The organism is Streptomyces sp. MBT53 (assembly GCF_016654115.1).
Classification (GTDB): Bacteria; Actinomycetota; Actinomycetes; order Streptomycetales; family Streptomycetaceae; genus Streptomyces.
This window is the reverse complement of the sequence record NZ_JAEQAZ010000112.1, coordinates 13,145-28,903: the sequence shown is the minus strand read 5'-3', so window position 1 is coordinate 28,903 and position 15,759 is coordinate 13,145. Positions and strand designations below refer to the sequence as shown.

At 69.1% G+C, this 15,759-nt stretch carries 11 protein-coding genes and 1 pseudogene; 10 read left to right on the top strand and 2 right to left on the bottom strand.

Translation table 11 applies throughout. The features are described from left to right. The 7 genes and pseudogenes from JHN45_RS32865 to fxsT all read left to right on the top strand — a co-directional run. Positions 1-691 (top strand): annotated as a pseudogene (locus JHN45_RS32865) (hypothetical protein); the annotation flags it as partial. 315 nt (positions 692-1,006) lie between these two features. Next, positions 1,007-1,222 (top strand): hypothetical protein, encoded by a 216-nt coding sequence (locus tag JHN45_RS32860; protein ID WP_201052553.1) that lies wholly within the window; start codon positions 1,007-1,009, stop codon positions 1,220-1,222. 14 nt (positions 1,223-1,236) lie between these two features. Beyond that, positions 1,237-3,486, top strand: a complete 2,250-nt coding sequence (locus JHN45_RS32855) for an FxsB family cyclophane-forming radical SAM/SPASM peptide maturase (protein WP_201052566.1) — start codon at positions 1,237-1,239, stop codon at positions 3,484-3,486. Beyond that, complete coding sequence (locus JHN45_RS32850; RefSeq protein ID WP_201052551.1) at positions 3,480-4,298, top strand: aminoglycoside N(3)-acetyltransferase; 819 nt, start codon at positions 3,480-3,482, stop codon at positions 4,296-4,298. Before JHN45_RS32855 ends, JHN45_RS32850 begins: the two co-directional genes overlap by 7 nt. A 9-nt stretch (positions 4,299-4,307) precedes the next feature. Continuing rightward, positions 4,308-4,949: a TIR-like protein FxsC gene (locus JHN45_RS32845; RefSeq protein ID WP_200715399.1), complete on the top strand. Its 642-nt coding sequence runs from the start codon at positions 4,308-4,310 to the stop codon at positions 4,947-4,949. After that, positions 4,946-6,172 (top strand): FxsC protein, encoded by a 1,227-nt coding sequence (gene fsxC / locus JHN45_RS32840; RefSeq protein ID WP_200715400.1) that lies wholly within the window; start codon positions 4,946-4,948, stop codon positions 6,170-6,172. Before JHN45_RS32845 ends, fsxC begins: the two co-directional genes overlap by 4 nt. Continuing rightward, positions 6,169-10,176 (top strand): FxSxx-COOH system tetratricopeptide repeat protein, encoded by a 4,008-nt coding sequence (gene fxsT / locus JHN45_RS32835; RefSeq protein ID WP_201052549.1) that lies wholly within the window; start codon positions 6,169-6,171, stop codon positions 10,174-10,176. The genes fsxC and fxsT overlap by 4 nt, the downstream gene beginning before the upstream one ends. Before the next feature lie 83 nt (positions 10,177-10,259). On the opposite strand, the gene JHN45_RS32830 is transcribed toward fxsT, so the two are convergent. Continuing rightward, on the bottom strand, positions 10,260-11,180 hold the full coding sequence (locus JHN45_RS32830) for an alpha/beta fold hydrolase (RefSeq protein WP_200715406.1): 921 nt from the start codon (positions 11,178-11,180) through the stop codon (positions 10,260-10,262). Between the two features lie 386 nt (positions 11,181-11,566). Between JHN45_RS32830 and pcaC the strand changes: the two genes are divergently transcribed. From pcaC to JHN45_RS32815, 3 genes are all read left to right on the top strand, one after another. Then, positions 11,567-12,859: a 4-carboxymuconolactone decarboxylase gene (gene pcaC, locus JHN45_RS32825; RefSeq protein WP_201052564.1), complete on the top strand. Its 1,293-nt coding sequence runs from the start codon at positions 11,567-11,569 to the stop codon at positions 12,857-12,859. 70 nt (positions 12,860-12,929) lie between these two features. After that, a complete protein-coding gene (locus JHN45_RS32820) occupies positions 12,930-13,574 on the top strand; it encodes an MBL fold metallo-hydrolase (RefSeq protein WP_201052547.1) in 645 nt (214 codons plus the stop codon). 30 nt (positions 13,575-13,604) lie between these two features. Further along, positions 13,605-14,384 carry an exodeoxyribonuclease III gene (locus JHN45_RS32815; protein ID WP_201052545.1) on the top strand — a complete coding sequence of 260 codons (780 nt, stop codon included), beginning with the start codon at positions 13,605-13,607 and terminating at the stop codon, positions 14,382-14,384. A gap of 30 nt (positions 14,385-14,414) precedes the next feature. Here JHN45_RS32815 and JHN45_RS32810 read toward each other — a convergent pair whose 3' ends face one another. Further along, positions 14,415-15,683 (bottom strand): lipase, encoded by a 1,269-nt coding sequence (locus JHN45_RS32810; RefSeq protein ID WP_236584364.1) that lies wholly within the window; start codon positions 15,681-15,683, stop codon positions 14,415-14,417. Positions 15,684-15,759 lie beyond the last annotated feature (76 nt).

The window sequence follows — 15,759 nt, the reverse complement described above, 5'->3', positions numbered from 1 at the left end:
GACCCGGGCCGCCCGCGCCGCCCAGGACCAGGAACCGGCCCCTCTCCCCGGAGTGCGGGCCACCGAAGCCCTCGCGACGGACCGCCGACTCCCGCCGCTCCCACCCCCGTTGCCCACACCTCCGCACCCCGAGCAGCCTCCCGTGTACCCGGCGGCGCCCGGCGGCCCGGATCCGTTCGCCCTAGACCAGCTGGCGACCGACGCCGCGGCCCGCGCACACGCGCTGCTCAGCACCGGCCGGGATCCGGTCGGTGAACTGACGCTGTGGCAGGACGCGGTACGGCTCGCCGCCGCCCGCCCGGGTTCGGGGCTGACCGCCACCACCCGCTCCCTCTACGCCTCCCTCGCCAAGGCCACCGGACGCACCCCGGGCGAGTTGGCGCGCGCGGTGGCCGCCTGGCGGCAGGGCGGCATCGAGGGCCTGGCGGTGCTCGAAGAGCCCTGGGACCCGCCCGCCGGCCGCTTCGACCGGGCCCGCCCACTACTCCTCGCCGCCGACCTCCCGGCCTTCCGCCCCTGGCACAACCACCTCACCCACCCGCACGGCCATGTCCAACTCCGCCTGGGCCGCGACGGCTTGTGGTACGCCTACGAATCGGAACCGGGCCACGACGACTGGTGGCCCAGAGGCACCCCGGACCTGGACCCGGTCGGCGCACTGACGGGTTTGGGCTCACCCGGCGAACTCTGAACCGGCGGGCGGTCCATGGCTCTCGTATCACGGAGGCTCCCTGCCTCCGGGAGAGTGCTTCGCACACCCCCCATCAGTGACATGCCCTGCCACCCCACCGACAGCAGGAAGCAGGACTCCACCGCTTTCACCACGCGGCGTACGAGATCCCGGCGAGTTACGTCACTTGGTTGGCCGGTGTCGGTCTTGCCGTGCTGGTGAACGGGAATACAGCATGAAGACATCGAGATGCCCGAGCCGCCGCCGGATCGCCGAGCGTGGTACGACGCGACGCGGACGCAGCACTCCAGTGGCGCAGACCCGAGGGGAACTGTCATGGACAGCGCCGAGCTGAACCGCTCTGCCGGGCTCGCGATGGGGCGAGTGTCCGGGGATCCAAGTGATGGCGCCGGCGGCGACGGTCTCGTCAGCCCACTTCTGGACCGCCGGGGCCTGGCTCTCGACCGGACGAGCCCCGAGGACGAGTGGGCCGTGCACCGTGTCGCGCGGACGGGCAACCCTGACTCCTGGGGATTCAGCTCCGTCCTGTGACCGGCGGCGTGCCGATGGTTGCCGGGGTCCGGCCCTTCCAACAGTTCGTGCTCAAGGTTCACAGTCGGTGCGATCTGGCCTGCGACCATTGCTATGTCTACCGCCACGCGGACCAGAGTTGGCGTCACCAGCCGCGTGCCATGACACCGCAGACGGTGCGCACCACGGCTTCGCGTATCGCTGAGCACGCCGAAGCGCATCGGCTGAACCGGGTGCGTGTCGTCCTGCACGGCGGGGAGCCGTTGCTCGCGGGACGCGATCGACTGCGTCTCGTCGCCCGTGAATTGAGATCGGCGCTGAGCGGGGTGGCGGAACTCGACCTGCGTATGCAGACGAACGGACTGCGGCTCGACGAGGCATGGTGTGCCCTGCTGGTCGAAGAACACATCGTCGCGGGTATCTCGCTGGACGGTGACCGGATCTCGAACGACCGGCACCGGGTCAGGACCGATGGTTCAGGAAGCTATGACGACGTGGTCCGCGCGGTTCGACTGCTCGGCGCGCCGGAACACCGTTCGGCCTTCGCCGGCCTGCTCTGCACCGTGGACGTGGAGAACGATCCGGCCGCGGTGTACCGCGCGCTCGTACAACTGCGCCCGCCACGTATCGACTTCCTGCTGCCGCATGCGACCTGGGACCGCCCACCGCACCGGCCGCACGGCCCGACCGACTACGCGGACTGGCTGATCACGGTCTTTGACATCTGGAACTCCGAAGACCGCCCTGTCCCCATCAGAATGTTCGATTCCATCAGGGCGTCGGCCGCCGGGCGGGCGGCCTCCACAGAGGTGCTGGGACTAGGCAGCCCCGACCTGGTCGTGGTGGAGACAAACGGGGCCATCGAACAGGCCGACTGGCTGAAGACGGTCGGCCAGGGAGCCGCGGCGACCGGGTACCACGTGGCGACGGACAGCTTCGACGTGGCCGCGGCCCATCCCGGGTTCCTGGCACGTGCACCCGGCGTCGGCGCGATGTCGGGTCAGTGCCGTCGCTGCCATGTGGTGACGGTGTGCGGAGGCGGCCTCTACGGACACAGGTATCGCACGGCCAACGGGTTCGACAATCCGTCCGTCTACTGCGCCGACCTGCTGCGGCTGATCACACATGTGCGAAGGGCGGATGGCCCACGCCGTCACCATCGCCTGGCGGAAGCGGACTTCGAGACCCTGGCATTCGGCGGCGGCGATGCGGACGTGGTCGGCAGACTCGCCGACGCACAGATCAGTCTGCGGAGGTCTCTGCTGGCGCACCTCCACAAGGCGGGGGCTCTCACGGGCGAGGCATGGAACTCGCTTCTCCAGGAGGACGCGGCCGTCGTGGACGCCGTCCTCGCCCAGCCGTACATCCGTGCATGGGCCGTGCAATGCTGCGAGGCTCTCGCGGACGGAAGAAAACACCCAGACACCGGGCGCCTGGCAGAGATGGCGTTGGCCGCCGCAATCGGGTCGAAGCGGCGGCTGGACCTCACCGTTCCGCTGCGTTCCGGCGCTGTCCAACTGCCGGGGCTGGGGCGAATGACCGTGTCGGACACGGGAGTTCTTGCGGCGGGTGAACTGCACCTGACCGTTGAGGACGGCCGTATGCGCGGATCCGAGGCGATCACCTTCGAACCGCTGCGTCAGGTGACGGCGGACGGCATCAGCGTCGGTCTGGAGGACACCGATCCGTACCGTGACTGTCATACCTGGCCGTCGGCGCACCGCCTGTCGGAGGATGAAGCGGGACGTTGGCAGGAGCTGTTCGCCGAGGCCTGGGACATCCTCCGCCGCGACCATCGACGGTACGCGCAGGACCTCGCCGTCGGACTGCGTTCCATCACGCCGCTCACCCCCGTCCCAGGCAGGCGTGTGAGCGACACTTCACGGCATGCCTTCGGGGCTGTTGCCATAGCGCTTCCCGAATTGGCCGAAGACCTTGCGCTGTTGCTGGTCCACGAGTTCCAGCACGCCAAACTCGGCGCCCTGTTGGACATGTACGACCTCGTCGACCCGGCACACGACCGGCTGTACCAGGTCGCCTGGAGACCCGGCCCCCGGTCGGTGGAGTCCGCGCTCCAGGGTGCGTACGCCCATCTCGCGGTCGCGGACGTCTGGCGGCGCAGGACCGGCGGGGAAGCGGCCGAGCAGGCCCGCTACTGGCAGGCGGCCGCCGTCGCCGCCCTGGACGACATCGTCGCGGGTGGCGGGCTCACGGCGCTGGGACTGCGTTTCGCCGACGGGATGAGGACGCCCGCCGGCGGTGCCCCCGTCCTGGAACGATGGTGACGGATACCGGGCCCCGCCACAGAGTGCGGGGACTGGTCGAAGACCTGCGCGCCCTGGGCCTTGCGCCCGGGCACACGGTCCTGGCGCACACATCGCTCCGTGCCGTCGGCCCGACACAGGGTGGCGCCGGCGGTCTGCTGCGGGCGCTTCGCGAGGCCGTGACCCCAGCGGGAACCGTGGTCGTGCCGACCCACACCACCGACAACTCGCTCACGTCCCGTGCGTACCGCGAACGGGTGGCCGGTTTCACTCCCGCGCAGAAGGCGGCCCACCATGCGGCGATGCCGGGGTTCGACGCCGATACGACGCCGAGCACCGGTATGGGGCAGCTCGCCGAGCGGCTCAGACTGACGCCGGGGGCGCGACGCAGCGCTCACCCGCAGACCTCGTTCGCAGCACTGGGCCCGATGGCCGAGTGGCTCACTCTCGGCCATGTTCTCGACTGCCACCTCGGAGAGCGTTCACCGCTCGGCAGGCTGTACCGGGCATCGGCCTACGTCCTGCTCCTCGGCGTGGGCTACGACAAGTGCACGGCGCTGCATCTGGCCGAGTACCGGCTGCCCGACACCCGCCGGCAGGAGTACGCCTGCGCGGTCGCCACTCCGGACGGAACGGTGTGGCGGTCGTTCACGGACATTCCTCTGCACGACGGTGATTTCGCCTTGCTGGGCGCGGACTTGGACGAAGTCGAAGGGGCATACGGGCCTCTGGTACGCCATGGGCAAGTCGGTTCGGCAACTGCCCGATTCCTCCCTATGGTCCCCGCGGTCGATTTCGCGTTCCAATGGTTCGGAGAGCATCGGCGTTGCTAGGGGGCAGACTTGAGCGGACCGTACGAATCGCGTTCAGCCCCTGACGCCCCCTTCTTCTTTCTCAGCTACGCGCATGTGCCGCTCCCGCGGGGCCATCCGGACGAGCTGGACCAGCGGTTGGTGGATTTTCACGGGCACCTGTTCGACCTGATCATGCAACTCACCACGATCGACGCGGCGGACAGCGCGGCTTTTCTGGACCGCAGAATTCCGCTCGGTGCGGAATGGGAGAAACACCTCAAGCATGCGCTGGCTACCTGCCAGGTGTTCGTTCCGGTCTACTCCCCGCGCTACTTCGGCAGCGAGTGGTGCGGCAAGGAGTGGGACGCGTTCGAACGCCGTCAGCGGCACCACCGTGAATCGAGGCCGCATACGGTCACACCCATCGTCCCCGTCTGGTGGCTGCCTCCGGAACGAGTCCGGGTTCCCGCGGTGGCCAGGCGCCTTCAGCACACGCACATCGATCTGAGCGTCGACTACCGGCAGAAGGGCTTGTTCGGCCTTGTGGCGGAGGGGCGCAGAACGCGCTACAGACAGGCCGTCTGGGGTATTGCCCAGGCGATCGTGGACGTCGCCGAGACAGCGCGACTGGACCCGTGCGACGTGGCCCTGTTCGACGACCTGAGGAACGTGTTCGAGGGGGATCAATGACAGTTCCAGTCTTCTTCCTCAGTCATGCCCGGACGCCTGGCAGCCGCGCGTTCGGGTCCGATCCGGACCGTCCCGTCTTCGAGTTCTTCGGCGACCTGTCCCGTGAGGTGGCCCGGGTCATGGGAGTTCGCAAGGCGGATGCGGGACATGTGGAACGGCCCCGCGTCACACCCGCCGAGTCGCACAGAGCCCTGGCCACCTGCCAGGTGTTCGTGCCGATGTACTCACCGAGGTACTTCACCGATCCCGTGTGCGGAAGGCAGTGGACCGCCTTCGAGCACCGTGCGGGGGCGGCCTACCCCGGATCGGTGATTCCGGTGTTGTGGACCCCGCGCAGGGCTGCCGTGACCCTGCCGCTGGCGGTCCTGGACGTACCGACGGATCTCGGCCCTCCCGAACCGGGCGGGGAGTCCACCGCCGTGGACGAGGAGGAACGGTACGACGAGGGCGGGCTGTACCGGCTGATGGACCTGGACGAGGACAGGCAGGTCTACCGGCGGATTCTCAGGCGGCTCGCACGGCGGGTCGCGGCGGCTGCCCGTACCTCTCCCGCACCGCCCGTGAGCGTGAGCGAGGTCGTCAGGGCCGCCGACGCCTTCGCGGTCCCGCCGCCGCGGCCGGTGTTGCGTGTCACCGTGCTGGCCCCGCAGAACAACAGGCTCCCCCCGGGCCGCGATGCGGTGGCCTACGGACCGCTTCCGACCGACTGGCAGCCCTACAAGTCGGGGGTCGAGGCGCCCGTGGCCGTCCAAATGGCGGAAGTCGCCAGGAACTTGGGGTTCATCCCCGAGTCGGTGCCCTTCGAGAAGGCCTACGGTGAGTTCCTGAACGCGAGTCCGGCACCCGCGCCGTGGGTGTTGGTGATCGACCCCTGGATGCTGAGCGATCCGCAACTCGCCGAGCGCGTCAGGGCCATTGACGCGGCAGGCCGGCCCTGGGTCGCGGTGCTCGCGGTCCTCGCGGTCGACGACGGGCAGACGCGCGAGAACGAGAGCCGGCTGCGCTCACTGCTCAGGTCCGCACTCCCGAGGCATCTCGAAGCGGGCCGGAACGCCCAGCGCGCAGCGGCCCGCGGTATTGAGACGGCGGACGCATTCGGTCTGATTTTCGCCGAGTTGGCGCAGGGTTCGTATATGCGGTATGTGGGTGGCATGCAGGAGCACGCGCCGTCGCAGCGTTCCTGGCGGAACCGTGACGACGACGAATCGGAGACTGGTGAATGAACGGCGAGGGCAACGGACGTATCGTCACGTTCTATTCGTACAAGGGCGGTACCGGACGCACCATGGCCCTGGCGAACACCGCCTGGATCCTGGCCTCCGGTGGCCAGCGGGTACTCGTCGTCGACTGGGATCTCGACGCGCCCGGCCTGGACCGGTTTCTGCACCCGTTCCTGGATCCGGAACAACTGCGTACGAAGGCCGGCGTCATCAACCTGTTCAGCAGCTTCAGTCAGGCGGTGACCGAACGGCTCCACCAGAAGAAGCAGCAGGGCACCCCGCCGGACGAGGGGCGGCCCAGCGAGGAGGAAGCAACCTGGGTCGCAGACCAGGCGCGCTTCAACCACTGTGTCATCCCGGTGGAATGGCAGTTCCCGGGCCGGGGACGGCTGGACTTCATCTCCGCCGGGGCGCAGAACAGCCAGTATCTGGCGGCGTTCTCCCAGTTCAACTGGATGCCGTTCTGGGAGGGTTGGCACGGCCCGCACTTCCTCCAGTCGTTGCGTGAGGAACTCTGCCAGCACTACGACTACGTGCTCGTCGACAGTCGCACGGGGCTCAACGACGTGTCCGACATCTGCACCGTGATGCTTCCGCACGTATTGGTGGTCTGCTTCGCCCCCAGCAGCCAGGGGATCGACGGTGCCCATGCCGTGGCGAGCAAGATCGACGGCATCTACGGCTACCGCAACATCCGTATCGTTCCGGTCCTGATGCGGGTCGAGGACGCCAACGGCGAGGCCGACCGGCTTGAGGCCACTCGGCAGCAGGTGCGGTCCAGGTTCGCCGAGACCCTGCGCCGCCACCACGGTGACCGGGATCCCCTGGACTATTGGGGCAAGGCCGAGATCCCCTACCGGCCCAGCTACGCCTACGAAGAGATGCTCGCACCGTTCCGTGACGCTCCCGGCAGCCACTCCTCGATGCTCGCCGCATGCGAGCGGCTGACCGGGATCGTCTCGGAGGGTGAGGTGACCTCGCTGGCCCGCATCGAAGAGGGCGTCCGGCAGCACCAGTTGGAGCGCTACAAGCGTCAGCGCCCGCTCGGCAACTCGGACGTGTACCTCAGTTTCGTGCCGGAGGACAGGACATGGGCGGACTGGATCGCCCACGTCCTGCACAGCACGGGGTTCCGGGTGTATCTCGCGCCGAGCGGTTCTGCCGCCGGACGCATGGCCAAGGACGAGACGGAACGGGGCGTCGATTCCGCGGTCCAGACGGTCGCCGTACTGTCCAACGCCTACTTGCGTTCCGAACAGGCGCGTGCGGTCTGGGAGAAGATCGCGTCGATCGACTCGTTGGGCAGCCGGCGCAGCCTCATCCCCGTCAAGGTCGACGAGGTACGCGTCAGTGCTCCGTACTCGGAGCGGGAGGCCGCGGATCTGGTCGCCTGCGGCGCCGACGAGGCACAGGCCAGAGAGGCGCTGCTGCGAGCTCTGGACGCGGCGACGCCGTCCGGGGTTCACCCTGCGACCGTGGACGGGGACGGACCCCGCTATCCGGGGGCAGAACCCCCTGTGTGGCTGGTACCGCTCCGTACCACGGCGTTCACCGGACGCGGCGGAATGCTGGAGGACCTGCGCGAGCGGCTCAGGAGGGGAAGCGGCACGGTTCTGCTTCGGGGCATGGGGGGAGCCGGCAAGACGTTGCTGGCACAGGAGTTCGCGCATCGCTTCCGGGGAGAATACGACGTCGTCTGGTACATCCAGGCCGATCAGCGAAACCTGGCGGTGGAGCAGTACGCGTGGTTGGCCCCGAAGATCGGTGTGCAGGAGCGGAAGAATCCCACGGACACCGCGGCCGCTGTGCGGGACGCACTCAGGCGTGGAGTTCCGTACCACCGCTGGCTGCTGGTCCTCGACAACGCGGAGAGTCCCGAGAGCCTGACCGATCTGCTCGTCAGTGGCGGATCCGGACATGTGATCGTCACCAGCCAGCGCTCCGAGAGATGGGACCGGCACGCGGAGATCGTCGATGTCGGCGTCTTCGACCGCGAGGAGAGCATCGCCCACCTGCGCAGCAGACTCCCCGAGTGCACTCTGAAGGAGGCCGACGAGGTGGCGGAAGCGCTCGGTGACCTGCCGTTGGCTGTGGAACAGGCGGCCGCAGCGCTCAAGGAGTCCGGCATCGGGACTCGGGAGTACGTGGTGCAACTGCAGAACCAGTTGCCCGTGGACACCGAGGGCACCAGCCCGGACGACCAGTTGCTGGACGTGTCACAGGCGTGGCGCGTCGCCATCGCACAGCTCAGCAAGAACTATCCTCCGGCGGTCCAACTCCTGCGACTCGCCTCGTGGTTCAGTCCGGAACCGATCTCCTTCGACCTGCTGCAGAGCACCGAGATCGCGCGTTCCCTGCGCGGCGGATCGACGGTGCAGGACAGCACGCAGATGATCTCCAGGGCCTTCCAGGAGTTGAACCGGTACTCGCTGGCCAAGGTGGACCGGCGCTCGCAGAGTCTCCTGGTGCACAGACTCGTCCAGCTGTCGGTGCGTGCCTCGATGACGGAGGAAGAACAGAGTGTCACCTCGGAAGCGGTGTACCGCACTCTGGTCGCCGCGCGGCCGGAGAAGGACGACCCCGAGGATCACAACACATGGGAGCGCTACCGCATCATCTGGCCGCACCTCGGGACGCTGTGGGCCCTGTCGACTCCCAACAGCGGTATTCGCAAGCTCATTGTCGACCGTGTCCGGCAACTGCGGCGCCGTGGTGAGTTCAGGCAGGCGCTGGATCTCAGCCGCCGTGTTCTGACGGAATGGACCAAACCGGAGAACGGCGGGCGCGACGACCGCTGGGCATTGCACATGGAGTTCCAGATCGCGAACATCCTGCGCGCCCAGGGCAGGTACACCGAGTCCCTGGCGATCGATCAGGATGTGCTGCGACGGCAGCGGGCTGCGCTGAAGGACACCGACGATCTGCACATCCTCATGACCGCGGGCAGCAATGCGGCCGATCTCCGAGGCCTCGGCCGGTTCACGGATGCCCTGACCTACGACCGGGAGACCCGCCGCAAGTTCATCGAGCTGTACGGCGACGACCACCAGCGCAGTCTGCTCGCCAGCAGCAATCTCGCGGTGTCGCTCAGGTTGTCCGGTCAGTACTACGAGGCGCTTGAACTGGACCAGAAGACACTGGAGACCAGGGAATCGATCTTCGGTCCCAACCATGCCAACACCATCGAGTCGGCCATCAACCACGGCCGTGACCTGTGTGACTGCGGGGAGTACGAGCAGGCGGTGCGCCAACTGCGTGCCACGTACCAGCGCTGCCTCGACGATGCGGGGTACGGTGCCGACTCACCGATCACCCACAACGCGGCCAAAGCCCTGGCGGTGTCGCTCCGTCGTGCCGGCCTCGCACCGGAAGCGGAAGAACTCACCAGGAACGTCCTCAGCGCCATGCGCGAAGAAGAGAGCCATGCCTCTCCGGAGAGACTGCTTCTGGAACTCAGCCTTGCCGGAGACCTGGCCGCTCAGGGGCGAGCCCGGGAGGCCCGGGACCTCGCGCGTGAGGTTCTCGACGGCTGCAGGCGTCCCGACGGCTTCGGCGAGCAGCACCCTCACACGGTCGCCTGCATGACGAACTACGCGGTCTATCTGTATGCCGCCGGTGAGGCCGCGGAAGCGGAGACCTACGCGGAACAAGCCGCAGCAGCCTTCGAAGGGATCTTCGGAGAAGACCACCCCTTCGGTGTCATGTGCCGGGTCAACGTCGCCAACGCCCGGGCGACACTGGGCAGCAGGCGGGCGGCCCGCACCCTCTACGAGGACGCCTACGACAGGCTGCGGGAGAGCCTCAAGCCCGACCATCCGGCCACCCTGGTGTGCAACGCGAATCTCGCTGTGCTGTTGAACGAACTGGGCGAGGAAGCGATCGCCGACGCCAAGCGGCAGGAGACACTGGGGGCCATGACCAGGCGGCTGGGAGCAGATCACCCGTACACCGTCGCGCTGCGCGAATGGGACCGTATGGGACTCGAACTCGATCCGCACCCGATCTGACCCAGGACCGTGGGCCGTGCCGGCCCGGTTGACCGGGCCGGCACGGCGACAGACACGGAAGAGTACCCTCGGGGCCGCGTCCCTCAGACCCGGTCGAGTGCGCGGTCGCGGACCCAGGCCAGGACCTCGGGCAGGGCGGACAGAGCGGCGAAATGCGCGGCACTGGGCTGCAGTACGGCAGTTGTGGACGGGATGCGCTCGGCGAGCCAGCGAAAGTGACCCACCGGGCAGAAAGTGTCCTGCTCGCCGTGCCACAGAAGCAGGGGCACGTCCTTGATGGTGGCCAGATCCAATCCCCAGGGCCGGCAGAAGGCCAGGACGTCGTCCAGCCAGCCCTCCCATGAATCCCCAACGCCCTGAAGGTAGTTCTCCAGTAGCAAGCCACGCATGCCGGCGTCTTCGACGACCTCTCTGTCCGCTGCAGGCAGTTCGGGATCGAGGTTGCTGAGCAGAGAACCGGGCTGCTGCCTCACGGCGTCGGCGCTTCTGGCGAGACTGTCCGTCAGTTCCTGGAGCTTGGCCTCTGTGTGGAGCCCCGGATCTTCCGCGACGGCCAGGCTGGCCCGGGTATAGGCGAGAACATTCGACTCGGCCATGCCGGCGAACCAGTCCAGCCCCTCGGCGTCGGGCGGCGCCAACGTCACCAGCGCTGCCGCACTGGCCACCCGATCGGGATTCAGCGCGGCACAGGCCAAGGCATGCGGGCCGCCTCCCGAGCGGCCCACCACGGAGTAGGTTCCTTCGATCCCCAGGGCGTCGGCGATGGACTCCACATCCGCGGCCGCATCCCTGACCAGGCGTCCCTGAAAGCGACCCGACTCGCCGTAACCCGGGCGGTCGTAGGCGATCAGATGGATGCCGAGGCGATGCAGGAAGGAGGGCAGGGGTCTGGGGCCGAGCCTGCTGCCCGGGGTTCCGTGCAGCAGAAAGACGGGGTGCCCGTTCGGATCCCCCCATGTTTCACAGGCAAGCTTCCTGCCAAGGGTGCCAGCTGCCTCGACCATCCTGAACACGCGGTGCCTCCCGTCGCCAGCGGCCATCGCCCGGAGCGGGACTCAAGACCAGCATGTGTGCAGCGTGGCCTCGCGTCGACGCCTGTTTCGGACTTCGTGACCTCTCTGGCGAACCTTCGTTATTCGTCGCTCCCTGTCCGGCGACGCGTAGACGCTAGTGCATGTAGTAAGTCACGTGCCTAACGGTCGCCTTGTTCAATACGCCGATCGAGGCAATTCGGACCCCTGCCTCAGGACGTGTCCTTCGATACAGCCCCTCGCCCACCAGTGAAGGCCATGTGAGAGTTCCCCACCCAAGTGTGGGAGCCGGGTGCGGAGACCGAGGGCCCCACAGCCGGGTCGTAAGAAACGGCGGTTACGTTGGAGCGGTGAGCGACATGAACAACAGCCCCGCCCTCCAGTACCGCTTCGACGGCCCCGAAGACGCCCCTGTTCTCATCCTGGGCCCGTCGCTCGGGACGACGTGGCACATGTTCGACCGTCAGGTGCCCGAGCTGACGAAGCAGTGGCGGGTCTTCCGGTTCGATCTGCCGGGCCACGGTGGCTCGCCCGCCTATCCGGCCGGCTCGGTCTCCGACCTGGCCGACCGGCTGCTCGCCACCCTCGACGCGCTCGGCGTGCAGCGTTTCGGTTACGCGGGCTGCGCGCTCGGCGGTGCGGTCGGTCTCGAACTGGTCCTGCGCCACCCCGAGCGGGTGGCCTCGCTGGCGCTGATCGCGACCTCGCCGCGCTTCGAAACGGCGGACGAGTTCCGCCAGCGCGGGGTGATCGTGCGCACCAACGGGCTCGACCCCATCGCCCGCACCTCGCCCGAGCGCTGGTTCACCGGCGGTTTCGCCGCCGCGCAGCCCGCGATCACCGAGTGGGCCGTGCAGATGGTGCGCACCACCGACCCCGGCTGCTACATCTCCGCGTGCGAGGCGCTCGCCGCGTTCGACGTACGGTCCGAACTCGCCCGGATCGGCGTGCCGACCCTCGTCCTCGTCGGCTCGGACGACCAGGTCACCGGCCCCGCCGAGGCCCGCACCCTGGTCGCCGGCATCCCGGACGCCCGCCTCGCGGTCGTACCCGGCGCCTCGCACCTGGTCCCGGTCGAGCAGCCCGCCGCCGTCACCGACCTCCTGGTCCGGCACTTCTCCACCGCCTGGCAGCCGCCCTACGACCAGTCCACCGGGCAGGTCGCCGTCGTGGCACCCCCGGTCAGGCCGGTCCTCGCCGCGCCCCAGCAGGTCGCGCCCATCGCCGAGATCGCGCCGCCGCCCCCGGTACCGCCGCAGGTCATGGGCCGTCCGGATCCCTACGACGCCGGGATCAAGGTCCGTAGGGAGGTGCTCGGCGACGCGCATGTGGACCGGGCGCTGGCGCAGGCCGACGAGTTCTCCGGGGACTTCCAGGAGTTCATCACGCGGTACGCGTGGGGCGAGATCTGGGACCGGCCGGGTCTCGACCGCCGCTCGCGCAGCTGTGTCACCCTCACCGCGCTGGTCGCGGGCGGTCACCTGGACGAGCTGGCCTTCCACACCCGCGCGGCGCTGCGCAACGGCCTCACCCCGGTCGAGATCAAGGAGGTGCTGCTGCAGGCGGCCGTGTACTGCGGAGTGCCCGCGGCGAACAGCGCCTTCAAGGTCGCCCAGCAGGTCATCCGCGAGGAGACGACCCCCGCGGAGTGATCTTCAGCCCGGTACCGAAAGCACCACTCTCCGCTGCCCGCCCGGAGCCGGGCAGCGGCAGGATGGACCCATGACGCTCACCACGCTCACCAAGAAGTCGCACGCCTGCATCCGCCTGGAGAAGGACGGCCGGACCCTCGTCATCGACCCGGGCACCTTCACCGAGGAGGACGCCACGATCGGGGCGGACGCGATCCTCGTCACGCACGAGCACCTCGACCACTTCAACGAGGACCGGCTGCGGGCCGGCCTGGACGCCAACCCGGCCGCCGAGATCTGGACCCTGAAGTCGGTCGCGGACCAGCTCTCCGCCGCCTTCCCGGGCCGCGTCCACACCGTCGGCCACGGCGACACCTTCACGGCGGCGGGCTTCGACGTCCAGGTGCACGGCGAACTGCACGCCGTCATCCACCCCGACATCCCGCGCATCACCAACGTCGGCTACCTCATCGACGCCGGCCGCGTCTTCCACCCCGGCGACGCCCTCACCGTCCCCGACCACCCCGTCGAGACCCTGATGCTCCCGGTGATGGCCCCCTGGAGCAAGATCTCCGAGGTCATCGACTACGTCCGCGAGGTCAAGCCGCAGCGCGCCTACGACATCCACGACGCCCTGCTCACGGACCTCGCCCGCCCGATCTACGACCACCAGATCGGCGCGCTCGGCGGCGCGGAGCACCTGCGGCTGGCGCCGGGGGACAGCGCGTCGGTCTGAGTGTCAGTGCCGCCCGGTAGGTTGTGAGGCATGCGCATCGCGACCTGGAACGTGAACTCGATCACCGCCCGTCTGCCGAGGCTCCTGGCCTGGCTGGAGAGCAGCGGCACCGACGTGCTGTGCCTCCAGGAGGCCAAGCTCGCCGAGGCGCAGTTCCCGTTCGACGAGCTGCGCGCGGCGGGCTACGAGGCGGCGGTGAACGCGACCGGCCGGTGGAACGGCGTGGCGGTGCTCTCCCGCGTGGGACTTGACGACGTGGTCAAGGGCCTTCCAGGGGACCCCGGTTACGACGGCGTCCAGGAGCCCCGCGCCGTCACGGCGACCTGCGGCCCGGTCCGCGTCTGCTCGGTGTACGTGCCCAACGGCCGCGAGGTGGACCACCCCCACTACGCGTACAAGCTCCAGTGGTTCGAGGCCCTCAGGGCGGCCGTCGCGGAGGACGCCCAGGGCACCCGCCCGTTCGCGGTCCTCGGCGACTACAACGTGGCGCCGACCGACGACGACGTCTTCGACGTGGCCGCCTTCGAGGGCCTCACCCACGTCACCCCGGCCGAGCGCGCCGCCCTCACCGCCCTGCGCGACGCGGGCCTCTCGGACGTCGTCCCGCGCCCCCTCAAGTACGACCACCCGTACACGTACTGGGACTACCGCCAGCTCGCCTTCCCGAAGAACCGGGGCATGCGCATCGACCTGGTCTACGGCAACGAGCCGTTCGCGAAGGCCGTCACGGACTCCTACGTCGACCGCGAGGAGCGCAAGGGCAAGGGCGCCTCGGACCACGCGCCGGTGGTCGTCGACCTGGACGTCTGACCGGACCGCACCGGACCGGTCCCCGCCCGCTCAGCCCAGCGAGGCGAACCACCGTACGACGGCACCCGTCGCCGCCTGCTGGGAGCCCAGATGGCGGGAGCCGCCGTAGTCCGGAGTGCCGAGGTCGACGAGCGGAACGTCGACACCCCGCGCCCGGAACGACGCCTGGCAGTGCTCGCTGTTCCCGTTCACGGCCTGCTCGTCGCCCTCGGCGTAGTAAAGGCGCATGGGCATCTTCGGTGTCCAGCCCGTGCACACCCCGTCGGTGATCCGCAGCGCGGCGGCCAGCCCGCCCGTCGGGTGCTCGATGAGCGCCCGCCCGTGCCGGGTGAGCAGGGCGTCGATCGTGTTCGGCGTCTTGGCCACGACCTCCTGCCCGGTGTGCGTGCCGTCCAGCAGGCCCTCGATCGTCCGGGAGTACGGCGCCCGGAAGACCTCGCCCGGGCTGTCGTAGAGGTGATGGAGCCGGTTGAAGGAGACCAGGGCGAGCGCGGTGTAGATCACGCCGTCCTTCGGGTCCGCCCGTCCGTCCAGCAGGGACGGGAACGCCACGTCCCGGAAGGCGTAGGCGCCGCTCACCGGTGCCACCGCCGTGACCCGGAAGCGGGGGTCGGCGCCCTCCTGAAGGGCCCGGGTCAGCCCGAGCGCCGCCGACGCCCCCTGGGAGAAGCCGGTGGCCAGCACCTCGTGCCCCAACTGCCGTCCCACCGTGGGCGCGACGGAGGCCGCGGCCCGCAGCAGGTCCAGCGCGGCCGTCGTCTCCGACGGCACGTCCATCCACGCCTGCCGCCCGGGGCCGAGGCCGAGCCCTAGGTAGTCCGGGAGTACGACGGCGAAGCCCGCCGACGCGTAGGTGAGGGCGGGCGCCTGGCTCCACACCTCGCTCGACACGGAGGCGACATCGCCCTTGAAGAGTTCGGTGCCGTGCGTGAACGACACCGTCCGCAGCCGCCGCTCACCGCCGCGCGGGAACGCCAGCAGCCCGCTCGCGGTGGTCGGCCGACCCTTGGCGTCCACCGTGCGGTAGACCACCCGGTATGTGTCCACGCCGTAGCGGACGCGTCCCGTGTCCCAGTCCGGGCCGTCCTCGTCGCTCCTCAGCTCGGCGGTCACCTGCCGCGCGGACAGCGTCCGCAGGTGCGTCACCGACACCACCCGCCCCCGCCCCGCGTCGTGCAGGGCCTGCGCCGACGCGGCCGGAACCGCCCCCGCCCCCACGGCACCCGCGGACACCGAACCGCTCACCACCAGGGCTGCGGCAACCGACGACATCACGATCATCCTGCCTGTCCGATTCATACTGCGACCGTACGAACAGGACATCGCACCCACCATCCGGCCAACCCGCGCCCGGGAGAGGGGCTTTCCCCCGCTG